At 32.6% G+C, this 24,031-nt stretch carries 24 protein-coding genes; 1 reads left to right on the forward strand and 23 read right to left on the reverse strand.

Annotated elements, in window-relative coordinates:
* Nucleotides 1-7: 7 nt before the first annotated feature.
* The 12 genes from D6200_RS14190 to D6200_RS14245 all read right to left on the reverse strand — a co-directional run bounded on the left by D6200_RS14190 (nucleotide 8) and on the right by D6200_RS14245 (nucleotide 13,283).
* Nucleotides 8-868, reverse strand: coding sequence for a helix-turn-helix domain-containing protein (locus tag D6200_RS14190; RefSeq protein WP_073181698.1), 861 nt, complete (start codon nucleotides 866-868; stop codon nucleotides 8-10).
* Between the two features lie 198 nt (nucleotides 869-1,066).
* Nucleotides 1,067-3,085, reverse strand: coding sequence for an NHL repeat-containing protein (locus D6200_RS14195; RefSeq protein ID WP_125064434.1), 2,019 nt, complete (start codon nucleotides 3,083-3,085; stop codon nucleotides 1,067-1,069).
* 249 nt (nucleotides 3,086-3,334) lie between these two features.
* Nucleotides 3,335-3,994, reverse strand: a complete 660-nt coding sequence (locus tag D6200_RS14200; RefSeq protein ID WP_073181694.1) for a VOC family protein — start codon at nucleotides 3,992-3,994, stop codon at nucleotides 3,335-3,337.
* A gap of 80 nt (nucleotides 3,995-4,074) precedes the next feature.
* Nucleotides 4,075-4,755 carry an aspartate/glutamate racemase family protein gene (locus tag D6200_RS14205; RefSeq protein ID WP_073181692.1) on the reverse strand — a complete coding sequence of 227 codons (681 nt, stop codon included), beginning with the start codon at nucleotides 4,753-4,755 and terminating at the stop codon, nucleotides 4,075-4,077.
* A gap of 18 nt (nucleotides 4,756-4,773) precedes the next feature.
* The gene (locus D6200_RS14210) at nucleotides 4,774-5,241 is read right to left on the reverse strand and encodes a hypothetical protein (protein ID WP_073181690.1); all 468 of its coding nucleotides are present in this window, start codon (nucleotides 5,239-5,241) and stop codon (nucleotides 4,774-4,776) included.
* Nucleotides 5,242-5,259: 18 nt separating this feature from the next.
* On the reverse strand, nucleotides 5,260-6,063 hold the full coding sequence (locus D6200_RS14215) for an META domain-containing protein (RefSeq protein WP_073181687.1): 804 nt from the start codon (nucleotides 6,061-6,063) through the stop codon (nucleotides 5,260-5,262).
* 3 nt (nucleotides 6,064-6,066) lie between these two features.
* Complete coding sequence (locus D6200_RS14220; protein ID WP_073181685.1) at nucleotides 6,067-6,492, reverse strand: META domain-containing protein; 426 nt, start codon at nucleotides 6,490-6,492, stop codon at nucleotides 6,067-6,069.
* A gap of 10 nt (nucleotides 6,493-6,502) precedes the next feature.
* Entirely contained in the window at nucleotides 6,503-7,111 is a 609-nt protein-coding gene (locus D6200_RS14225) for a Pr6Pr family membrane protein (RefSeq protein ID WP_073181683.1), read from the reverse strand.
* Between the two features lie 65 nt (nucleotides 7,112-7,176).
* A complete protein-coding gene (locus D6200_RS14230) occupies nucleotides 7,177-7,974 on the reverse strand; it encodes a hypothetical protein (RefSeq protein ID WP_125064435.1) in 798 nt (265 codons plus the stop codon).
* 153 nt (nucleotides 7,975-8,127) lie between these two features.
* On the reverse strand, nucleotides 8,128-10,050 hold the full coding sequence (locus D6200_RS14235) for a CocE/NonD family hydrolase (protein WP_073181679.1): 1,923 nt from the start codon (nucleotides 10,048-10,050) through the stop codon (nucleotides 8,128-8,130).
* Between the two features lie 72 nt (nucleotides 10,051-10,122).
* Nucleotides 10,123-12,621: a zinc-dependent metalloprotease gene (locus tag D6200_RS14240; protein WP_073181678.1), complete on the reverse strand. Its 2,499-nt coding sequence runs from the start codon at nucleotides 12,619-12,621 to the stop codon at nucleotides 10,123-10,125.
* Nucleotides 12,622-12,725: 104 nt separating this feature from the next.
* Complete coding sequence (locus D6200_RS14245) at nucleotides 12,726-13,283, reverse strand: hypothetical protein (RefSeq protein WP_073181676.1); 558 nt, start codon at nucleotides 13,281-13,283, stop codon at nucleotides 12,726-12,728.
* 143 nt (nucleotides 13,284-13,426) lie between these two features.
* Here D6200_RS14245 and D6200_RS14250 point away from each other — a divergent pair, with 143 nt between their 5' ends.
* Complete coding sequence (locus tag D6200_RS14250; protein WP_073181674.1) at nucleotides 13,427-15,379, forward strand: YgiQ family radical SAM protein; 1,953 nt, start codon at nucleotides 13,427-13,429, stop codon at nucleotides 15,377-15,379.
* A gap of 34 nt (nucleotides 15,380-15,413) precedes the next feature.
* Here the strand turns inward: D6200_RS14250 and D6200_RS14255 are convergent, their stop codons facing one another.
* The 11 genes from D6200_RS14255 to D6200_RS14305 form a co-directional block, all read right to left on the reverse strand.
* Complete coding sequence (locus D6200_RS14255; protein WP_073181673.1) at nucleotides 15,414-15,668, reverse strand: hypothetical protein; 255 nt, start codon at nucleotides 15,666-15,668, stop codon at nucleotides 15,414-15,416.
* A 141-nt stretch (nucleotides 15,669-15,809) separates the two neighbouring features.
* Nucleotides 15,810-17,282: a nicotinate phosphoribosyltransferase gene (locus D6200_RS14260; protein ID WP_073181671.1), complete on the reverse strand. Its 1,473-nt coding sequence runs from the start codon at nucleotides 17,280-17,282 to the stop codon at nucleotides 15,810-15,812.
* 78 nt (nucleotides 17,283-17,360) lie between these two features.
* A complete protein-coding gene (locus D6200_RS14265; protein WP_073181669.1) occupies nucleotides 17,361-18,401 on the reverse strand; it encodes a hypothetical protein in 1,041 nt (346 codons plus the stop codon).
* On the reverse strand, nucleotides 18,373-19,026 hold the full coding sequence (locus D6200_RS14270; RefSeq protein ID WP_073181667.1) for a hypothetical protein: 654 nt from the start codon (nucleotides 19,024-19,026) through the stop codon (nucleotides 18,373-18,375). The genes D6200_RS14265 and D6200_RS14270 overlap by 29 nt, the downstream gene beginning before the upstream one ends.
* 66 nt (nucleotides 19,027-19,092) lie before the next feature.
* Nucleotides 19,093-19,818, reverse strand: a complete 726-nt coding sequence (locus tag D6200_RS14275; RefSeq protein ID WP_073181665.1) for a metallophosphoesterase — start codon at nucleotides 19,816-19,818, stop codon at nucleotides 19,093-19,095.
* 5 nt (nucleotides 19,819-19,823) lie between these two features.
* Nucleotides 19,824-20,378: an RNA 2'-phosphotransferase gene (locus tag D6200_RS14280; protein WP_073181663.1), complete on the reverse strand. Its 555-nt coding sequence runs from the start codon at nucleotides 20,376-20,378 to the stop codon at nucleotides 19,824-19,826.
* A gap of 11 nt (nucleotides 20,379-20,389) precedes the next feature.
* Nucleotides 20,390-20,863: a macro domain-containing protein gene (locus tag D6200_RS14285; protein WP_073181661.1), complete on the reverse strand. Its 474-nt coding sequence runs from the start codon at nucleotides 20,861-20,863 to the stop codon at nucleotides 20,390-20,392.
* A complete protein-coding gene (locus D6200_RS14290; RefSeq protein WP_073181659.1) occupies nucleotides 20,856-21,362 on the reverse strand; it encodes an O-acetyl-ADP-ribose deacetylase in 507 nt (168 codons plus the stop codon). Before D6200_RS14290 ends, D6200_RS14285 begins: the two co-directional genes overlap by 8 nt.
* Nucleotides 21,352-22,320, reverse strand: a complete 969-nt coding sequence (locus D6200_RS14295) for an ADP-ribosylglycohydrolase family protein (RefSeq protein ID WP_073182673.1) — start codon at nucleotides 22,318-22,320, stop codon at nucleotides 21,352-21,354. Before D6200_RS14295 ends, D6200_RS14290 begins: the two co-directional genes overlap by 11 nt.
* A 19-nt stretch (nucleotides 22,321-22,339) precedes the next feature.
* Nucleotides 22,340-23,176 carry a ribose-phosphate diphosphokinase gene (gene prs, locus D6200_RS14300; protein WP_073181657.1) on the reverse strand — a complete coding sequence of 279 codons (837 nt, stop codon included), beginning with the start codon at nucleotides 23,174-23,176 and terminating at the stop codon, nucleotides 22,340-22,342.
* A gap of 64 nt (nucleotides 23,177-23,240) precedes the next feature.
* Nucleotides 23,241-23,930 (reverse strand): NUDIX domain-containing protein, encoded by a 690-nt coding sequence (locus D6200_RS14305; protein ID WP_073181655.1) that lies wholly within the window; start codon nucleotides 23,928-23,930, stop codon nucleotides 23,241-23,243.
* Nucleotides 23,931-24,031 lie beyond the last annotated feature (101 nt).

The following is a 24,031-nucleotide window of genomic DNA, read 5'->3' on the forward strand; positions in this document are numbered from 1 at the left end:
AAACAAATTACTGATTGCGAAAAATAGTAGGTGTTACACCGACTTCTTTTTTAAAAAATCGAGTGAAATAAGTTGGATAACCGAAACCTAAACTGTAAGCAATTTCACTTATTGAAAGTGTTGTTTGTTTTAATTTTGATTTGGCAATCTGTAAAATGTATTGCTGAATATAGTTTTGAGCTGATTTTCCTGTGAAATGTTTAATTAAATCCCCAAAATAATTTGAAGAGAGATTAGATTTGTTTGCAAAATAACTTACAGTTGGTAGTTTTTTGATTTCTGTAGCATCATTAAAATACGCATCTAAATTTTTGTGAAAATCGGCTACTACTTTGTTGTATAATGAACTTCTTGTATCAAACTGTCGTTTATAATACTTTTCAATATACGTTAAAATTAAATTAGCATACGATGTTATAATCTCTTTTGAAAACTGTGTTTTATTGTATTCAGAGTATGCTTTTTCAAATAAATCTAATAAAATTTTTTTCTCTTCATCTCTTACAAACAAAGCTTCGTGATTATTATAGTGCATAAAACTATATCGCTTTGCATATTTGTCGAAAAAATTAGAGCTGATTAGGATGTTATAACCAGTCATAGGTTTTTCCAAATCCCATTCTATATTATTATTTGGTGCATCAAAATAAAGAAGTGAGTCTGTTTTGTCAAAGTTTGTTTGTCCGTAATTAATACTTTCGTCAAAATCCAATTTTATAGCCAAAAGGTAAAAGTCTATTTTTATTGGTTCAGACTTAAGAGGAACTTTACTTTTATAATCATAGAGAACCATTAAAATATCTTCGTCTTTTGGGCTATCTATATTTAGATATTTAGCAAAATCTGGTATGTTATATTTTTGGTTCAATAGTTTTTTGTTAATAAGGATTTGTCTTTTTTTGAAGAAAAATACTAAATTTTAGATGTTTTCCGAAATTACCGCAAGCTTGTTTATATATATACGTGCTATTTTATCCAAATATAAAGATAAAAGAGAAGAAGAATCTAAAAAAGTGTTGAAGAAATAAGCGTCTGTTTTAAAGACGCTTATTTAGTATTATAAATTTTATACTGCACTCACAGGACCAGCAAGCGGAGTTTGAGCAGGTTTAGCAATTCCGTAAACTACTACGACACCAGAGCCACCACCCCAAGTAGAATAAGCAGGGTCAGGTTTTGCTTCCATCACCGTTTGAGGTAGGTTCCAGTTGTTGGCACACCAAAGGTTCCCTGCTTGGTCAACTACTACATCGGTTAGCATTTGTATACTACCTGAATGAATGGTGTGAATCACCTCTCCTGTAGTAAAATCTTCAGTTCGTCCAGTTGGTGAAGCACCAGCCATAAACGATACACCTCTTCCCATAAAATTGGCAACCCAAACATCATCATTTCCATCAATTGATACTCCCCAAGGAGCATTTAGTTCACCATCTCCGTAAGGTGTTAAGTTAGATTTATGGGTAATTTTATCAATCGTATCTATAGGTGTAGCATCCGCAGGAATCATAAAAACGGAACCTGTTTTATGCTTACGTCCCACTGTTTGTTGTAAGTGCGGATATCCAAGCGCAAATCCTTCAATAATAGAAACGCCATCTGTAGTAGTGGTATGAGGGAAGTCTGGACTCGTATTGCAGGCTACCCAACAATTTCCTTTTGAATCTAAAGCAACACCGCGTCCGCCACCTGCAAGAATAAAACGTTCTACAGGCCTGTTTTTTTCATTTGGAGCATAACGTACTAACGATACACCGTTGGTATTACTAATCCATACACGATTGTTAGTATCTATCGAAGCAGCAAACGGAGCAGAAAGAGATTCATTAAGTTTTTCATTTATAACAACTCTACCTCTGGTAAGATCTCCATCAGGAAAATGAAGCATGATGTTAGATGAGGTTCCAACAATCCAAATATCACCGTTTGGAGCTACTCCAATACCTTGTAAGCCTCCAATTTCATCTAAAGCTTCCGCTATATGTTCTGGAGCTTTTTCGACCACTGGTGAACCGTCTTCTAATTTATACACTCCAATAGAACCGTTAAAACTCGTTACCCAGCAAGTACCGTCTTTGGTTACAGCTGTACCCCAACCAGCACCATCAACGCCCATTCCGGTATAACCCGTAACTGGTGGAGATACTAATTTACCAGTAGAGTCCAATTTTACAAGTCCGCCCCCGATACCTTGATACACGCCATTTTGTGCTCCTGGCATCCAGTTTAACCCCGTCCATAAGTTTCCTTCTTTGTCAAGAGACAGTTTTCCAGGAGCGCAAATTCCTCCTTGACCGAAAGCTAAAATCATAGCGAAATCTTCTGGAGCAAAACTTAGATAAGGTACAAAAGGAGCATTGCGTCGACTCGTAGGAACTTTGCTATTAGGTTTAGCAGGGAAACCATCTTCTGGTGATGGATAGGCTTTATCAAAAAGATGAAATAAATTCGTTGGATATAACCAAGGAGATTGGGCGACACCAATCATAGCTTCGGCAGTATTTTGTGGTTTTTTACCACCTAACGGTGTTGTGTACTTCATGAAACTTTCCTTCCAGTTGTACCCTTCAATCTCTACCGTTCCGTAGGCTGTGATTAATGCGGCTAATGTATTTAATCGCGCGAGTGTTTCGTTTTGTGTAATATTGAAAGGATCCATTAAAACTTCTCCATAACTTCCTGTTACAGGATTGATGAGGTTAGGAGTGTTTTTAGCGGCAATTCTTATTCCGTGTAGATTCCCTGTTAACTGAAGTCCGTTAAAAAACTGAGCACAGGTAAAGGCAGAGGCTACTGTAGTTAATTCATTTACAACAGCACCTTTTTTTGTAATGTCTTCTTCAAAATTAGGTGACAGTACAGAGAGTAGCATTACTTTAGAGTTTTGCAGTTCAGCAGTAATATAGAGAACAGTATCTTTTGATTTAGGGGTTGCTTTTATGGTGAACCTTCCTTTTGCTTCAGGTGAAATGATGTGTTCACCAATTGCTGCTTTATTATTTGCCTCCCACAATTTTACAATTGCAGTAATATTATTAGATTGGTTAAACGATACATCTCCTTTAATAGTGGTTTGATTAGACATAGTTTTAGTTAGTTTTAAAGTTGAAAAAGAATTTGTTTTAGCAATTAAATAGTCAGTGAATTTATAATACGTGAATTTAATAGCGAAAACATTCTCCAAGTTACTAATAACTAGTTTACATATATACTCTTGATGTTCTTACATCTTAATATAAAGGAATAAAAGTGCTTTTTTTAAGTATAAAATGAGAGGAGCAGTAGGTTTGCTAATAATGCTTTTAATAAGCTTTTAGAGTGAAGTCAAAGCTATTTATGTTGTTGTTTTTAGAATAACATCGGTACCCGAATTGTTAAGTTTAATAGTTGCTGTACTAGCTTTAGATGGGGTTTCTGTTGGGTACCAATTTCGGTTGGTTTTAACGATGATTAATAATCCGTTGTCATCACCAAGGGCGGTGAATGTTTCACTGTTATGATTTTTTTCAAATAAACGGAGTCCGTAAGTGTCAATCAAATACTTTCCGTATATATCAGGACGGTTTTTAACAATTCCAAACTCGCTTATGTTTAAAATTTGATTGCTATTAAACTGTTCTGTAGTGGCATTGTCTAAATCGTGTCGAGTAATAAACTCTAATATGTTTCCGTCAACATCATAAAAATATACCGAATTGGCATTCCAGTTTTCGAAGTTAGTAATCAGTACCTCGTTTTCTTTTTTTACAAATTCGAACCTGCCAGCAGACCACTCGATTGCTTCTTGTAATTTATTTTCAGGAATGTTAAAAGCCAAGTGGTAGGCAGGTGAAGGGTTTTTAGAATCTTCTATGAATTTTAAATAGGAAGTACCAATTTTGATACGTATCGATTTGTTGTTAATCTGCGTAGTTGGGAGCTCCAAGACATTTGTATAAAAAGCCTTGACTGTTTGTATATTGGCAGTTTTTATTTCTATTTCGTTTAGTGTCATCTTGGTGGTTTTTAATGAATGTATCTATTTTCATATACCTAAACCAATGTAAAAATACATTAATAATGACGATTAGCTAATTATGTTAAAGCAAAATCTATAATACTCTCAACATGAATTTTAGTAGTATCAAATACAGGGAAGTCAAAATCATTTTGTCCAATTAGCATGGGAATTTCAGTACATCCTAAAATAATTCCTTCGGCTCCTTGTTCTACTAATTCGTTTGCGTATTGCATAAATTTAAGCTTAGATTCTTTACTTACAATTCCTTTCCCAAGTTCATTTTTAACAATATGTTGTATTTCTTCAATGTCTTTTTTATCAGAGGGAATAATGGTTGCAATATTATTTTCTTTTAGCTTGTTTTTATAGAAGTCCATTTCCATTGTGAACTTTGTTCCTAATAAACCTACTGTATGTAGTTTTTCTTTTTTTATCTCTTTGGCGGTTGCTTCTGTAATATGGATAATTGGAATATTAATTTTTGATTGAATTTCATCAGCAAATAAATGAGCTGTGTTAGCGCCTAAAACTATAGCATCAACATTACTAGATGCTAAGTTTGAACAGGCATTATAAATTAGATCAAAAGAGTTTGTCCAACCTTTGTTTTGAACATCAGAAAAGTTTAGTGAGTAAATTAAACATTCAGCAGAATTTAAACCACCTAACCTTTGGTTGATTCCTTCATTAATGTATTTGTAATAATCTAAAGTAGAGGTCCAGCTAATGCCACCTACCAATCCTATTTTTTTCATTTTATATTAATTTTTAATTTATTTAGTACAATCAGTTTTGGTTAATGGCATTGTAGAAGTATAACTAATATTGTTCTTATTTTTAAAAGCATTTCCTGTTTCATTTAATTCACCAAAGCCTTCTATTAATTGACCGTTTTTTACCATAAAAGCAACTTCTCTTGTGCTTTCTGTTCCTTCAGAAGAAAAGGTGTAGATACCAATTAATTTATTATCGGTTAGTGTTCCTGAAAAAGTACCTGTGTTTGCATCTTTTTCTGCTAAAGCATAGTTGATAGTCCCTTCTACGGTAGTATTAATTTCTGTAATTTCGAATAAAATTTGGTTCCCATCTTTATTGTATTCGTAACATCCTATCTGTATTAAAGTTGTTGGAGTTTCAACGACAACTTCTACAGGTTCTTTGGTTGCATCATTTTTAGGTTCTTTCTTTTTACAGCTTATAGCTAGTGTAGTGACTAAGAATAGAATTAGAATTTTTTTCATCTTTTATAGTTTAATTGGTTAGTCTACTTTTTTAAAAACCAATAAGGTTTTATCAGGATTTAAAAGTGTTAATCGATTATTAGCAATTGTGTAAGATATAGTACTTTCTAGCGCTTTTGTAAACTCTTGCTCTTTTTCATTTCCTTTAGCACATAACATTTCTGTTGAAGCAATATTGGTAAATCGAGTTTTATTTCTTTCAGAAAATAGTTTACCCATAATTCTGTTGCAACCTGAAGTTCCCATAAAACTATTTTCAGCAGCATTTATTTCTATATACGGCAATTCTTTACCAAAATCATCTTTATTAACTTTTACACCGTTCAATTCTTCTAAAGCCCAAATATCATGTAGGCGATAATTGGTAATGTATTGTCCGCATCCTTCTAGGGTTGTAAACTCCGTTTCTTTTCCTTTTTTGTATTTTAAAGTTACCGAATATGGGAATGATTTACCCGACATCGCATTAATACATTCCATTTGAATGATTTCTATTTTAAGAGCTGCCAATTCGGTGTGTAAAGTATATAGTTTTACGTTACTGTCTTGCGCATAGATAGGCTCAATGTGTGGAGTAGAAATAGAATCGGTAGGTGTTTTGAAGGTAATCATTTTGTCAGAAATTGTCACACTCCAAAAAGGTTCAACACCATGCCCCTTAAAATAAGCATCTGTTATAGTATTTTTAGTAGCTGTAGGCGTTTTTGAAACAGAATCGGTAGTAGTAACGGTTTTTTCTTCAGAAGTTTTCTTTTCTTTTTTATTTGAGCATGCTGAAATTACTAGGCAAGCACTTAGTAGTATTGGTATAAGGTTTTTCATGTTTTATTTGGTTTTTTTAAATCGCATCATTGGCACGTCATCAATCATTAGGTTAAGCTTACCTTCAGCATCAATGTTATACTTATTAATTTTTTTTATTGTTTTTAAAAACACTTGTTCACCTTGCCCACAAAACATTAAAGTAGTAGGTCCTGGTTGACCAAAAGAAATTGAGTTAGCTTCTAAAGTGTATGGAGCTGAATATCCGTTACAGCTATTATTTCCTTCAACTTTTTGGGTTTCTTTGTTAAAAGAAATGGTAGGCTTTTTGTTAGGATACAAGCCTTGAAAAGCAATTCGAGGTCCTGAAATATATTCTAACTCCCAAGTAGATTCGTAAAGTTTATTATTGTTCGCATCTTTTAACGAAGCGCAAGAAAAAGAAATTAAAGAGAATACAAAAAGTGTTATGAAAATGTTTTTTTTCATTATTAGTGGTTTATAGTTTTATTGATTTTAGTTTTTTTCCGATTAAAATTAATAGACTCATAAGAATGAGTGAAACGATTAGTATTACTGAAATATTAATTATTGATTGTTGCAACCCTATTTTTGTAACATTTAGAAAAGGATAAGTATAAAATCCAGATAGGTTACCTCTAATCATTATATAAACGATATAGAAAATAGGGTAGGTTAACCAAGGTAAAATATATTTGAGTTTTAAATTATTTGATTTTGCATATAATAACCAATATATAAACATGTAAGTGGGAATAATAGTATGGAGTAATTCATCAACAACTAATTGTAACCCTGTGGGGTTCCATGTTGCTCTAAGCACAACTTGATATACTAGTCCAACTATTAAAATAAAGGAAGTAATAGCTGTTAAAGCGCCGTTTTTATTAAAAGTATTCATTTTTCTTGTAATCTTATTAGTAAAGAATAAAGCGACGAGTGTGTTGGTTAGAATAGTGAAAAAGCTGAAAAAACGAATAATTGCTTCTTGGACATCAGTTTGTCTGTTTATAATCATTAAAACAAACTGAGTAATAATGGCAAACCAGGTAATACAAAACCCAATGATTTCAGCTTTCCTTTTCATTTAAGACCTTTATTTATCAGTGTCTTAAATATACTGTTTTATTTTAAAGTGATGAATTTTACTGTTTAATAAGTGGAGAAATCCATTTGATAGTTTGTGTTATTGTCTTGTGGGTTTTTAAACACAAAAACCATTTTATGTTCGTTCAGTTCTAATAAGGTTGCTTCTCTTTTGTAATCACCTTCAATTACCAGTTGCATGTCATCTAAGTTAAGATGCCAAGTTCCTTGTTCGTGTATAGTATTATTACCAGAAGTTATGATAAATGAACCATCGTCGTGAAAACTTACTTTTGCATTTTCATAAAAATCGTTAGAAACAGAACCGTTTCTAACATATTTATATCCATCCATACTAAATAAGCGAGCCCAAACGAAATCGTATTTCCAGTCTTTGGCTATTAAGTCGCTTCGGTGTATGGCTTCATTATGTTCTTTACTAAAATTATACACTACTTTATGACCCGAGAAAGGTTCTATAGAAAAGGATAAGCTATCTTTTGAAAGATATTCTATTAAATAACGTCGTTCATTAGATAAACCTTTAGCTATGGTGATAGAGTCGGCTGCTGGATTTAGCTCCCAAGTAAACAAATTAATACTACCGTCGCTATTAGATAAGCGAACTGTTTTATCTTCTTTATATAATCTGCGTTCGTAATGTGTGTCATTTTCTAATCCAGTATGGATATTTCTATCGTATGTCACCTGATTGTTTAGGAGTGTTTGTACTGGCATCCACCTGCCTACTATTTGTTCTTCTATGTTATTTGAGTCTGGTATATCATCAATAACTTTATGATTGTCTTTGGAGCAAGAGAAAAAAGCTCCGATGGTTATTGAAAGTAGTAGTTGCTTTATCATATTACTTATTAAGAGTTTATACATTTTAAAATAGATGCTTAAAGTGTAAAAAGGTTGCGTAGAAAATCTAGTAATAAATAAGCTGTTTTTTTGATTAAAAAAACTCACAATACTTAAGTGTTGTGAGTTTTTAAATAGAAAAAAAGTTTGTTGTTATTTTAACACAGTAAATTCTATACTAGAATCGGTAAATACTGAGTGTGTTTGTGTTTTAAAATCTTTTTCGTCTGCTTTGTAAATATTATCTACATAGGTTTGCGGATTCAAATCAATTAAAGGAAACCAAGTACTTTGTACTTGTATTTGCACTTTATGTCCTTTTTTAAACGTGTGGAAAACATCTTGTAGTTTAATATTTACGGCTGTTTTTTGATTTGGAGTAAATGGTTCTGGGTTTGAAAAACTATTTCTAAAACGTCCACGCATTACTTCGCTACGTACCATTAAGTGGTAGTTGCTTAGTTTTAAATGTGATTGCATTTCTTTGTTGTCGTTTTTTAAATCAGCAGGGTGCACATCAACAACCTTTACAATCCAATCGGCTGCTGAACCTGTAGTAGCTACTTGTAGCTTTGCTAAAATATCACCAGCAAGGGTAAAATCTTCTGTTAATACCTCTGTTTCAAATACCAATACATCAGGTCTTCGAGCAGCAAAACGCTGATCATCTGTCATATATTTACGCGGAGTAAATACCGTTTTAATATCTTCTGAATAGGGTACGGGTCGCTTAACATCACTAATAAAGCTAACTTTATTATTTCCTTTTTGAGTTGCCGTTAATTCTTGGTTTTCTGAAAGGAAAAATGTTTGTTTTTGAGCATTTTTTGGTGGCCATACATCGTATGATTTCCACGTTTTTTTACCTGTATCAAAAACATAGGCTTCTGGTAATCCAGAGTTTTTAGAACCATCACCTTTTAAGAAGTGGTTAAAGAATTTTGTTTCTACTTCTTTTTGGAATTTTAAAGAGATAGAATCTCCAAAGTAGTAGTTACCAACTTTGTTAGCTACTTTATTTCTAGACCATCCGCCATGATCCCAAGGTCCAAAAACAATTGTATTATAGTTGTTTGGTTGATTTTTTTCAATGTTTTTGTAAGTTTCTAAAGGTCCGTATAAGTCCTCTGCATCAAACCAGCCTCCAACAATCATTGTTGCTACGGTAGAAGGAACTTTATCTAAATGTTGAATGATTCCTTTGCTTTGCCATACAGAGTCGTAATTAGGATGTTCTACAATTTCCTTCCAAAAGAAATCATCAATACGCTCCTTATTGTCGGTAACTTTGGTGTCTAGCTTATCGTATTGAAAATATTCGTTTAAGTTTTTAAGAGGTCCTTTATCTAAGAAAAACTGATACTGATCTTGAGTTTTCATATCAGGGAAAGAGTACCAAGCTGAATCAGTTGGTTGATCTTTGTAAGTTCCGAATAAAGAAATAGCTTTGAAATAGCTTAATAAAAAAGCTCCGTTATGATGAAAATCGTCAAAAAAGAAATCACCAATACACGCTTGTGGTGAAGCAGCTTTTAAAGCAGGGTGTGCATCAATGGTTGAAACAGTAGCATAATGACCAGGGTATGAAATTCCCCATGTACCTACCTTACCATTATTGTTAGCTACATTGTTCACTAGCCAATCGATAGTGTCATAGGTATCGGTAGTTTCATCGGTTTGTTTTTCTGTTTTATTAGGAATGTAAGCACGCATATTGTCATACACTCCTTCACTCATCCAACGTCCGCGAACATCTTGATATACTATGATGTTTCCTTCTTTCATTAAAACTGGGTTTGGACCAATTTTCCTTCTAAATTTATCTTCTCCATAAGGTTGACAACTATACGGAGTACGTTGTAGTAAAATAGGGTAGGTTTTACTAGTGTCTTTTGGTGAATAGATAGTGGCGTGTAGTTTTACACCATCTCTCATTGTAATTTTCACCTCTTTTTTAGTGTAATGGTCTTTAACGTAAGTGTTTTCTTTCTTTTCAGCTTTCTTTACTGTTGTTTTTTTAGTACAACTAGCAAATGAAATTGCAACTATAAAGAATAGAATTAAGTTTTTTTTCATTTGGTTTTGTTGATGTATAATAAAAGTATAAAAATAACAGCAATCTAGTAGATTGCTGTTATGTAAGAAAAATTAGTTGTTTGGGTTTAGAATAGTGTCTATTCTATCTGCTGCATCTTGTAAGTGGTAACGGGTTATTGTGTTACGAACTGAAGGAATACTACGTTTAATATCTTTTTGTAAACGTTTTAGCTCTCCTCTTACCACAGGTTTAATATCTGATTGATTAATAGTAACCGCTGTTTGTTTAAAATAGCCTCTATCACTTCTTGGTGCTTTTTGGTCTTTTGCTTTGTTTAGTAAAAAGTCCAATCTGTCTAAATGTGCACGTTGTAAGTTTCTACGATACGGATCAATGGTTTTGTTAGCGTATACTTCGCTCCAAATACCTTTACGTAAATCACCCATCATTTCAATAAGAGAATATGCTTTAGTTCCGTTTAAAGTTTCATTCTCAATCATACGAGTTAACCTTCCAGTTTTTAAAACCCTATTTAAGGTTTGTACTTGTAAACCTCTAATACGCTCAATAATTCCTGAGTGTTGTGTTTTACTGATGATGTTTTCATCAATTAACCAAGTAGGAGTTTTAAACAATTCGTTATTTACAAATTTTAACGCTCTTTTTTGATGCTCTTTTGGAACGTGAATATATACAGCACCGTCTTGATCGGCAGTTTTAAAGTATTCATATACACCACCAATATTAGAACTCACATGTCCCATATATCTATTAAATTGCCCAACTACTTGTCCGTACATAGTTTTTAACTCTTCGTAAGTTTCACCATCTTCAGTAGTCCACTCTTCTAAACGAGGTAAAATACGTTGTAAGTTTTTAATACCATAAGCACTTGCTTTCATGGCATCGTCACCTAAATCTTCTGTTTGAGAACTAGGGTCAATGATATTACGAACTTGTTGGTGTCCGAATCTATACACAGGATTTCCTGCTTTTTCTTTAATCCACTGATTTAAGATTGTTTTTTCATCTTTAGCTGATTTATCTAAGATTGGTCTGTATCCCCAGTTGATAGCATATTTATCGTAAGGTCCAATATTAGGCATTAAAGCAACTCCTTTGTCTTCTGGTTGTGCTACATAGTTAAAACGAGCATAATCCATGATTGAAGGAGCTGTTCCGTTTTTCTTAGTGAATTCAGCAGAACGTAAAGAATCTACAGGATATGCAACAGAACTTCCCATGTTGTGAGGTAATCCTAAAGTATGTCCAACTTCATGAGAAGAAACAAAACGAATAAGGCGTCCCATAACTTCATCTTTAAATTGATTTCCTCTTGCATCTGGATTGATTGCAGCTGTTTGTACAAAAAACCAGTTGTGTAATAAAGTCATTACATTATGGTACCAGTTAATGTCTGATTCTAAAATCTCTCCTGAACGAGGGTCACTAACGTGAGGTCCATTTGCATTAGGAATTGGAGATGCTAAGTAACGAACTACAGAATAACGTACATCTTCAGGACTCCAATCAGGATTTTCTTCTTTAGTAGGAGCATCTTTAGCGATGATGGCATTTTTAAATCCAGCCGCTTCAAAAGCAATTTGCCAATCTTCAATACCTTGTTTGATGTACTTACGCCATTTTTTTGGAGTAGCTCTGTCGATGTAATAAACGATTTGCTTTTTAGGCTCTACTAATTCACCTCTTTTAAACTTTTCTAAATCTTCGTCTTTTACTTCTAAACGCCATCTGTCTAAATAGGTAACTGATTTACTTTTTTGAACATCTAAACCGTAATCTGTTTGAGAACTCGTAAACCATCCTACACGCTCATCAAAATAACGTCTTTTCATAGGGGTTTTAGGAAGTAAAATCATAGAGTTACTCAACTCCATAGTTACAGAACCTACACTTGAGTTTGATGGAGGGTTCCCAGCAATGTAAGTTTTTACATTTCTAATTTCTATGTTTTGAGGATAACTGCTAATTCTGTCAATATAAGATCTTGTTTTATCCATTTTAGAAATCTTATAACGTTTTCTGCTTCTTTGTGGAAAAGTAATTGCTTTTACATCACCTTCAAAAAGAGGGCTAGCATCAATTACAGTAGCTGTAGAGTCTTTGCTAAATGCTTTGATTGGAAAAGCAAATAAAATAGGCTCAAAATTAGAGTTTACAACGGCTTCGTGTACCGGTAAAATGGTATCTGCTACAACATTGTGAGAAACTACTTTTAGTAAAATTTGTTTCTTGTTTTTTACCCAGCGTAGCACTTGTGTGTTTTGTTTTCCACCACCAAAGCCAATTCCGCTAGCTGTTTTGGCAATTCTAGTCACCATTAGCATTTCACGGTTCAGAAGAGAATCTGGAATCTCAAATAAATAGTTAGCATCTTTTGAGTGAACTTTAAACAAACCTTCGTCTGTTTTGTGTTTTTTGGTAACTACCTTTTCATAAGGTTGTATGCCGCCCTTTTTAAGTTTGTCTTTTTTAGCAGTAGTTTCTTTTTTTGTGTCTTTTTTCTTCTTTCGTTGTGCTTCTGCATTCAAAGAAAATCCTAAAACAAGAAATACTACTAAAATAGTTGAAAGTATTTTTTTAGTCATTGTAAAAATTATAAGAATAAATAAGGGCGGAAATTAGTAAAACTACTTTCGGTATTATCTTAATTAATTGTTAAAGGGAAGTTAAACTAAATGGTGTGAGTAGTTTATACTTCATAATTCATATCAGATGGTAACTTAGTTGTCTTTTTACGATCTATCTTTTTTCTTACTTTTTTTAGTCCCTTGTTTACAACATCTTTCATTTTCTGTAGTTGTTCTTGTAGAGTTTCTTGAGTAAAAGTCTTAGGTTCTTTTTTTTCTAAAAGCTTATTAATTCTTTTAACTTGATTCTTTTTGTTGAAATCAACTAGTTTAAATTTCGCACCAGCAGAAAAAGCTCCCATTACAGCATTGGTTTCAACTAAATAAACTTTGTCGGCTTCTAAATTAGCTTCTAAGACATCAATGTTTTCTGCTTTAATCCAAAAAACTTTTTCTCCTGGATCACATTCATAACGTAAATAGTTAATACCATTAAATCTTCCTAAGTATTCTTCTTTATCAAAATATCTAATGTTCATTAGGGCACCTAAACCGCTTGTTCTAAGAAAGTAAATTACCGACTTACCTTTGGCTGGAGGGACAATTTTTTCGGTTTGTATTTGAGAAAAGGTTTGAAGTGATAAAAATAATAGTAATAGAAAAGTAATGCTTTTTTTCATTTTTTGGGTATTATTTAAATTAATTAGGAGATAAATCTAGTTAAAAATTATGAGTTTATTTTTCTGTTAGATATGTTTATAATGTAGTTTTCAGTTTTTTACTGTATTGCAGTGTAAATAAAACCCCGTACCTTTGCAGCGGCATGAGAATTAGACGACTTTCAGATTGGTTACCGACTACGAAAAAGGAGGTGAAGTTAAGAGGATGGGATGAATTAGACGTAATCCTATTCAGTGGAGATGCATATGTAGATCATCCATCATTTGGTCCTGCAGTAATTGGACGTATTTTAGAGAGTTACGGCTTGCGTGTGGCAATTGTTCCGCAACCAAGTGTACATGACAATTTGCAAGATTTTGAGAAGCTAGGAACTCCAAGATTATTCTTTGCAGTAACAGGTGGTTGTATGGATCCAATGGTTAGTAATTACACGGCTAGTAAACGCCGTCGTGATAAAGATGCTTATACTCCTAATGGAGATAAAGGGTTTAGACCTGATTATGCAACTTCAGTATATTCTAAAATTTTAAAGGAAAAGTTTCCAGATGTTCCTGTATTAATTGGAGGAATTGAGGCTTCGTTACGTCGTGTTACGCATTACGATTATTGGTCCGATAAATTACTACCAACGATTTTAGAAACCTCTAAAGCCGATATGTTAGTATACGGAATGGGAGAACAGCCACTAAGAGAAATTGTTGAGTTGTTGCAAAAGGGTGTGCCGTTTTCGAGTTTAAAAACGATTAAGCAGACAGCAGTTTTGTTAGAAGAGAATGAAAAGACTCCTAAAAACAAGAACTGGGATGATGTAGAAATTAGTTCGCATGAAACTTGTTTGAAGGATAAGAAAGCCTATGCTTCTAATTTTAAAGTGATAGAGCAGGAGTCAAATAAACTATATGCACGTCGTATTTTTCAAAAGGTTGGGAATAAAAAGTTGATGATTAATCCGCCGTTTCCAACAATGACAGAGGAAGAAATTGATGCTTCGTTTGATTTGCCTTTTACACGATTACCGCATCCAAAGTATAACAAACGCGGACCTATTCCTGCGTTTGAAATGATTAAGTTTTCCATAAATATTCACCGTGGATGTTTTGGAGGGTGTAGTTTTTGTACTATTTCAGCACACCAAGGAAAGTTTATTGCGAGTAGAAGTCAGGAATCTGTTTTAAAAGAAGTAGATCAAGTTGCTCAAATGGATGATTTCAAAGGGTACTTATCTGATATTGGTGGGCCTTCTGCGAATATGTATAAAATGAAAGGTAAAGTACAATCGATTTGCGACAAATGTGTTGCTCCGTCGTGTATTTCACCCGTAATTTGTAGTAATTTAGATACCTCACACAAACCATTAACTGAATTATATCAAGCTGTTGATGCACATCCGAAGGTGAAAAAATCATTTATTGGTAGTGGTATTCGACACGATATGTTAGTGCCTGAGTTCAATAAAAATGCGGACCCTAAAGAGTTAGATGCCTATACAGAAGAGGTGATGACAAAACACGTTTCTGGGCGATTAAAAGTAGCACCAGAACACACTTCTGATCCCGTACTAAAGTTAATGCGTAAACCGTCGTTTAAGTATTTTCATTTATTTAAAGATAGGTTTGATCGTATTAATATTAAAAAGAAATTAAAACTTCAATTAATACCGTATTTCATTTCGAGTCACCCAGCTTGTGAGGCAGAAGACATGGCAAACTTAGCTGCGGAGACTAAAGATATGGGGTTTCAGCTAGAACAGGTACAAGGCTTTACGCCAACACCTATGACGGTAGCTACGGTAATTTATTACAGTGGATATCATCCGTATACTTTAAAAGAGGTGAAAACTCCGAAAACAAAAAAGGAGAAGGAAGATCAGCATAAGTTTTTCTTTTGGTATAAAAAGGAAAATAAGCAATGGATTAAAGATACGTTAAACAAAGTTGGACGTACTGATTTATTGAAAAAGTTACTTCCAGAAGACACTTCTTGGCGAAAAAATAAAGCAGGAAAAGCTAAAAACACCTTTGATGATACTGTGACGTATAAACCATCAAAGCCTTCTAGAAGAAAGAATAAAGGTTTTAAAAAGAAGAGACGATAAAAATAAAAAATCCGCTGTTAGGCGGATTTTTTATTTATGCTTCGTTTTCTAAACGGTTTCGTTTCATTTCAAAAGCTTCGGTAGCTTGTTTTATAATATTTAAGGTGTCAGAAGCTCTTACCATTACATTTTCCAACTCTTTGTCTAAGTCTTTTGACTGGATATCGAATAGTTGAACTTCAACCACACCAATTTTTTCAATTAAACTTTTTTGCGTGTTTTTAATGTCTTCCATTTTAACTAAAACAGAGTTCATTGTATCGAGTCTTTTCTGTTCTTGATCTGTCATAAGTTTCTTTTTTTAGTTGCAATTAAGATATGAAAAAATCAAGAGTTAAGCAAATTAGGTAGTTTGTAAGGTGTTGGTATTTAGTGTTTTTAGTAGGTTTTTAAATAACAAAAAAGCAGGAGTAAAATTCCTGCTTTTTTGTTATTCTGAAAATTCTAATACGTTGTTTTTAGTACGGAGTCTTATTTCACTTAGTTTTTCATCAACCAACAATTTTCCGTCTTTAAAAACTTCTCGTAATTCGCCTTTTTGTTCTTCTTTCCAACTTACTTGATCGTGTAATGTATATTCTCCATCTTCTAGTGTTATTTTTAATAACCCTTTAGCAGATTTTTTAGTTCCGTCATCAGTAATTGGATCTTTAAAGATTTCTCTTCCTTCTCCATCTACTTCTCCGTAAGTAGCTTTCATGGCAAATCCAAAGGTATCTCTGGTGTTGTATTGATAGGTGAAAGAACCAATTCCTAAGACTACGTTGGTAGATGCAAACCCTTTTTGTTTTAAACGTTCACAAATTTGTGTGGCTCTTTCAAGGGTAATGCTATCGCCATAAATAGCTCCAATATGAGTATCTAGTTCTTTATATCCTTTTGTATTGGTTGTTCCTCCAAAAACTTCCCAAAGCAGCTGTATAACCCCTTTTTGTTCTACTTCTGTCTTACCGTTTTGATTTCCGCAAATAATATCCACAGGATCACCACTGTCTGGTCTTATGACTACTTTTCCATCTCTGGCTAAGACTTCTTCTTTTAGATTAGGTAAGTATTCGGTAAGAACCTTCCATAAATCCCAAGTATCAGAAACAATAGAAACGATACCGTTTGGATATACCTCAGTAATTAATCTTTTAAAAGTATCTTCTTCACCACTATTGGTTCCCATACACATTACAGAGTGTTCAGTTGCTGCAACAGAACCACCAATCAATTCATTATCAGAATCTGCATTGTAATATTTTTCTAAAAAGCCTACAGCAGGAATTGTATCTGTACCAGTAAAACTTAGTAAGTGACCAGCAGCACTCATTTTAGCAGCTTCTAAACCAGCCATTCCTCTCATAGAAAAGTCGTGTCCTTGCCAATCTACCATTTCAGGAACAGATGAGGTTTCTTGTGCGTATTTGTCTAATATTTTTCTGTATTGTTTTGCAATGGTTGCAGAATTACATGGTAACCAAACCGTGGTAGATAATAAGGTTTCAAAGTAATTGGTTAACCAAAAGAATTCTGGCAATGTATTATACATGGTAAACATGGGTACTCTAATAGGAACCTCGACACCTTCAGGTAATGCTTTAAAAGTCATAGGAATGTACCCTAAATCGTGTAATGCAGCAATATGTTCTATACCTACTGAATTTTCACCTAAATAATTATTGATTCTTCTACTGTATTGTTTGCAAATTTCTTCTTTTGGTTTGTTAAAGAAGTTGGTTTGAAATTCTTCAATAATATATTTTTTAATGAAGTATTGTAGTCCGAAAAAGACTACCTTTTCAACTCCTTGAATTCTACTTTTTCTTGGTGTCCAGTTTGAATATACTAAGGTAGTATTGTTAGGGTATTGTCTTCTGTGGTCTACTTTGTAACCGTCTGTATATAATAATGGATTCATAGTATGTCATTTTGTTTGTGTCAAATTTACGCAAATTAATTTTACTTCACAATAGAATCTTATTTTTTTTATAAATAATTATAGTAATTTTTCGAAGTCTATAAGAATTAAGTCTTCTCCCTCTATGCGTTTATTGTTTCTCGTAAGCACCTCTATTTTAAGATACCACATAATTTCAAAATCGTTATTTTTAATAGAGATAGGGAGGGATTCTTCGGGGAATTTAGATTTAAAAGATGAAATATTTATAGGGGTTACTTTTGTTTTTTCTCCTTTATAAAAAGTTTTAATACTGGTTGATCTACTACTACCGTTATCATAGGTAACTCTTTCTTTTCCTATTAACTGACAGTTTATATGTTGTATTGTATTTGTTCTTTTTTTTAACCTGAAGTTAGTTTTGTAGTAGTGTTCATCTAACGCTTCTAGTTTGTAGTTAATTGCTCCAATAGCCAGTGAAGGTTGTATTTTATAAAAATAAACTATTCCGCACAGTATGGCATATATGCTTAAAAAGACATAAAAAACCTCTAATCTACCTAGTTGTGAATAAATTATAGCACTTATAATTCCTGTTATTATAAGACCAAAAAATAAAATTGTTTGCGCTTTTTTGATACCGGGTTTGATGCTACCTGAAGTTTTTTTAAATTTATAAGTGGAGTTTCCTTTTATTAGTAAGATGGGAATTTCATGATAAAAATCAGGACGAATGAGCCCTTTTAAATAACCTCCTATTTTAAAGTCAGATAATTTTTCTTTTCGTAACTGTTTTTCACTTTCTTTTTTTATGTCGACTTTAGCTGTTAGCAAAACCGTTTGTGTCATATTTTCCCCGATAAAAGAAACGTTATAAACAGGTTTAAAGGTAAATGTAGAAGCTATGGTTTGGCCTTTAGAAATTTTTTCACAATCGTTTATGGAATAATAGTCCAAGGTAATTTCATCAGTTTCCCCCTTGCCTTGGTGTTTTATAGATAATTTAATTTGAATGTTTTCAATATCTAAGTGAATAGGACTATGGTTTTTAATAAAAACTTCACCAGAAATTGTCTCATTTGCTTGAAACTCGTTTTTGTCAAGTGTAACCTTAATATCTACAAATTGTTGATAACTCATATAGTTCGTTATTGGGGTTTAAGAAAAAATCATACAAGGATAGTTGAATTTTTCGTAAATTATTACCGTGATCTTCTAATAATTTTTGAAGATGTGCATCTTTAATTTTTATAGATTCTTTATGAGAATCTAAACAGGCGAGTTCAATTCTTTTATGTACAATTTTTCTAAAAAGGTTTATGTTTAATTCTAGTTTGCTAAAATTTATTTTTTTATATAATTTTCTTTTCGGGAAATACGGAATTTTATGAGAGTAATGTGCACCAATAATTAGCTTGTCTTGATTTGTAAGTAGTTCCAGTTTGTTTTTTGTGGACAAGAGTTGAAAGGAGTCTATAATGAGAATGCCAGGGATTGTATTTATATATGAATGTTCTTTCTTCTTTAGTTTGAAGAAAGTTGAGTTAGCTAAGTGTTTTGAGTGTAATGATTGCAAAAGAGTTGATTTTCCCCTTCCTTTTTTACCATAAAACTCAATAAAACAAGAACTGGTTGACATTATTTTTAAAGCCAAATCGTTAAGGTTGATTCGTTCTTCTGTAACCTTTAGTAATTCTTGTTCATTTAGAAATGAAAAAGGATTATATTTTAAGTTGAGCTTTTGATAATGATTTTGTTCTAGCATGTTACTTCTAAGGATATTTCGTAAAATTATTGAATGTTTCCTTTTTGGATAAGTTAAAAGATCTTTTTAATTTCTCCCTTTTTCATTTGGATACAAATTTTTTACTTGGTCACTTTGCCAAAACTCTTTGTTGTTGATATCCATAATTGTTAAACATCCTGTAAATGCAGCTCCTGTATCAATGTTCCATAAGTTTAAGGCGTTTATAGGTATTGATGAACTATAGCGTATAGTTGGGGTGTGACCAATGTATATTTCTGAGTAGTGTGTAAACCTTTCAGGATATAGTTCAGATTTTTCAGATAAGTTTTTATCAGTAGCCAACGCTGTTTCCCATAAGGTTCTATCAAAATGATAATTTAATTTGAATGTCTCTTTTTCAACTCCGTGCATAGAGGTAAATCCAGCATGAATAAACAAACGATTTTTACTATCGATATGGTAAGGTTTCATTTGTTGAAAAAATGCTAGATGTTCATTTTTTTGTTCTTCTGAATAAGATTCGTAACTCTTTTTGGTTTCTTCTCCACCATGTGCTAACCAAATGGTTTCACCTTCACCAGTTCTCAACCAATCTTCACACCACAAATCATGATTTCCTTTAATGAAAATACATTCATGCTTTTTGTTTAACTCTATTAAAAAATCAATGACTTGTGCAGATTCACTCCAACCGTCCACATAATCACCAAGAAAAATTAAGGCATCTTCTATAGTGATTTTGGCATTTTTTAAAACTTGGGGTAAGGCTTTTAAGCCTCCATGAATATCACCAATGACTAATGTTCTCATATCTATTATAAATCTTCAAAATTAATGAACTCAGTAGGAACAAGATTAGTTAGCCAAACTCCATTTTCAGATAAAAAGAACTCATAATTTTTTTTATGCATAACACCTGACTGAACAGTCAAAATTATAGGTTTACCTCTTCTACTGCCTACTTTTTTAGCAGTTTCTACATCGGAACTCAAATGAACATGTTGCCTACTCATTTTTTGTAATCCGTTTTCTTTTATGGAAGGAATAAATTTAGCTACTGTTCCATGATATAAAAAGGGAGGAGGAGTCTTTGTTTCAGTTACTATGGTTACATTTTTTAAAGAGTGTCCTTGATTGGCTCTTATTTTTGTTTGATTTTCATTTAATGAAAATCGTTGTTTGTCATTGTTTTTTACGATAAACTCCAATTCATCTTTTGTAAAAGTAACTCCGTTGTTACTTGATTTGTTCAAAAGTTCTTCTATTGAAGCCCATCCGTTGATGTCTAATTTTAGCCCAATTTTTTCAGGCTGATGCCTTAATATCAGGCTTAAAAACTTACTTATTCTTTTTGTATTTCTCTCATTCATTTTTTTCAATTTTATTCAAAGTCATATACTGTAGTAGAAACAGAATTTTCAATGAGTTCTTTTATAATTAAGGGTTTTATTTTACCCCATTTTCCCCCAGCCAATCCACAGCCAATTCTTGGCATATGAACGGATGCGTTCAACTCTTTTGCTTTTTCATGTACTTTTTGTAATCCTTGTTGAATAGCTTTATAACGAATTGGAGGATTACCATTTTCATCTTTTCTAATTTTGTGTTGCCCTATAAGATTTGCTACCCATAAATCTTCTTCAACTTGTATAAATTGAACTTCTCCTAAACTAAAATTTTCTTTAGTTTTATACCAGTTACGATATTCTTTTTCAGGAGCTTTCCACCTTTTAGAAATTGCCATTACAAAACCCTTTCCCCAACCACCAATATCATTGCAAACATGAACAATAATTTTACTACCTTCTTGTTTTGGTAGGGTTGCGTCTCCTTTTATATAGTTGATATTACTCATCATTTAATATTTTTTTATATATCATGTAGCTTTCATTATCAAAACATACAAAAATTACTTCATCTAATATTGGAGTACTTTTTATTGTTGAAAGAGCTACTTCAGCTGCTACTTGTTTAGGAAAGCGATAAATCCCTGTACTAATGCAAGGAAAAGCGATGGAATGCAAATTGTTTTCTTTAGCAAGTAACAGGCTGTTTTTATAACAGTTGGCTAATAATTCTTTCTCGTTATTTTTTCCTTCTTGGTACACAGGGCCAACAGTATGTATAACTTTTTTAGCAGGAAGATTTCCTGCAGTTGTAATTACAGCTTCCCCAGTTTTACATTTACCTTGTTTGTTCCTAATTTGTTGGCATTCTTCTAAAATAGAAGAGCCGCCCGCTCTGTGTATAGCTCCATCGACACCACTTCCTCCTAATAAACTTGAATTAGCAGCATTAACTATAATGTCAACTCTTACTTTTGTAATATCTCCTTTTATAATTTTAATTGTCATAGTTGTATTTTTTAGCAAATTGTAGACTTAATTGAAGAATATCATCTTTTCTTACTAATGAATCTACCCATTCTTGAGATATATTATCTATTCCATAATACATACCAGCAATAGCTCCAACTACAGTAGCTGTGGTATCAGTATCATCCCCTAAATTTACAGCTTTTAAAACTGCCTCACTATAATTAGTAGTGTTGAGCAAACACCAAAGTGAAGCTTCTAATGTATCTATAACATAGCCACTGGAATTGATATCTTTTTCTTTTAAGTTAGATATATCTTGCTTTAAAATTCTAGAGAAATGATTTTGCTCGTAAGAAGAAATACTTCTTTCTGAAAAATAGACAGTAATTTCCTTTTGTATCTTTTTATATGAATCTACAATTGAAAATCCATTTAAAATATGTTCAGCTAATTTTAAATATATTAAACAAGAAATTGCCGACCTTATGTGTGGATGTGTTAGTGATGAAACATGCCAAATAATATTAAATTGGTCCTTTATTTTTTTACCCTTTATGTAAAAGAGTAAAGGAATAATTCTCATTAATGAACCGTTACCATTGGTATATTCATCATCAGAATATTTTAAAATTTCTAGTTCTTTATAGTCTTCTTTATTTATGATTTTTGAAAGTTGTTCAATCGCTTTTCTTGTTTGGATTCCAATATCAAAAACATTACCGTGTGGAGTCCATATCTCAGCATTCATCCATTGGATAAATTTATATGAAATATCCACTAAATCGTACCCTTGACATAAACTTTCAGCTAAACAAAATGTAAGAGAACTATCATCAGACCAAGTTCCTTTTGGTTGGTGATGTGTTCCAAACTCTCTCATGTCTATTACAGGATTTTGTTTTAACTCTTGCCTGTTTTTAAACTCCACAGGTACCCCTAGAGCATCAGCTACAGCTAATCCAATAAATGTTGACTTTATAATGTTATTTTTCATAGTAGTTTTTTTATGATTTTCATAGCAATTTTCCCAATTCAATCTGTATGCAATTATCGTTTTCTATAGTTTTAAAACTATCTGTTGTAAAAATTTTGGTGAAGTGTTTTTCAAGTTCATCAAAACCTTTACTAAATATTCCGTGACTTATCGCTAAGTATAAGTTTCCTGCATTCTTAGCTTTTAGTTCTTTAGCTAGCCCTAGAAAAGTACCTCCACCATCACAAATATCATCTACTATCAAACAATCTTTTCCTTGTAAGTCATCAGTATATACTTTAAAACCTGTCAACTGACCTGTTTTTACGTTTCTGCTTTTTGAGCATTCAACTACTTCATAGTTTTGAAGGTAAGCAGCAACTTTGTATATCTTTTTTAAAGCACCGCCATCAGGAGAGATTAATGTCAAATCTTCTGAAAGCTGTTGTGTAACTAGCTCTATAAATTTGTGATTATCGATAACCTTACAGTTATTCAATAGGGCAGGAGTTACCTCAGAATGTGGATCGAAAACAGTTACTGACTTAAAGTTTTGCGCATTTATAATATCTGCATATACTTTTACCGATAATGGTTCGCCTGATCCCATTAATCTGTCTTGACGAGCGGCTGGAAAATAGGGAAGGACAACGTTTAACTTTGTAATCCCCATGTTTTTTAATGCATTAGTAGCCAATAAAAGCGTACCTATATCATTAAAAGACTGAATACGATGTGTAATGGTAACTTCTGACACATTTTCAAGTTCAGAAATGATTTTAATATGTGGTTCCCCTCCTGAAAAAGTAAAGAAATTATAGTCTACATTGTTTTCTGTTCCGTAAGGAGCAAAGCTTTTATCTAAGTTTAAAATCATATTGCGTAATTTTTACACAAATATAATGCGGTTTTTTAAAATAAAAAATGTTTTAGTGTTTTTTTTACGCAAACTTAATTTCGAAGTGGAATCCTTTCTTTTCTAGTTCTTTATACTTCTTAGCATTAAACTTAAAAAGTTTTGCAGGTCTACCACTAGAAGGCTGGTGTATTTTGTCGGTTTCGGTAAGTATTCCAAAGCTCATAATTTTTTTTCTGAAATTACGTCTATCAATTTTTTGATTAAGGATTGTTTGATATAAATTTTCTAAATCAGAAAAAGGAAATTCTTTTTTTAGTAATTCAAAACCAATAGGTTGGTAGTTTATTTTGTTTTGAAGTCTTTGTAAAGCTGTGGTTAAAATACGATTGTGATCAAATGCTAGTTTGGGGAGTTCATGAATAGGAAACCATTGTACTTCAGCGGCATCAGTATCAGCACTAATTTTAAAATGATTGGGACTTACCAAACCAAAATAGGTAACAGAAATAACTCTGTTTCTTGGGTCTCTTTTGGGAGTTCCGAATGTATATAGTTGTTCAAGATAATCGATAGTAACTCCTGTTTCTTCTAATAATTCTCTTTCAACTGCATGTTCTAGTGATTCGTTTTCTAAAACCAATCCACCAGGCAATGCCCAAGCTCCTTTAAAAGGCTCGATGCCTCTTTTTATTAATAAGACAGAAAGTTCTTTTTGTTGGTAGCCAAAAACAACAGCATCTACAGCAACTTTTATATTTTGTGATATCTTCATTTAGTGTTGAATTTACACAAAGTTACGAAAGTTTTAAAAATTATAGATTCATATTTTAAACAAGGTACTTTTTAATTGTTTTTTTAATGTAGCTTGTGCAA

Source organism: Tenacibaculum mesophilum (assembly GCF_003867075.1).
In the GTDB taxonomy this organism is placed as follows: Bacteria; Bacteroidota; Bacteroidia; order Flavobacteriales; family Flavobacteriaceae; genus Polaribacter; species Polaribacter mesophilus.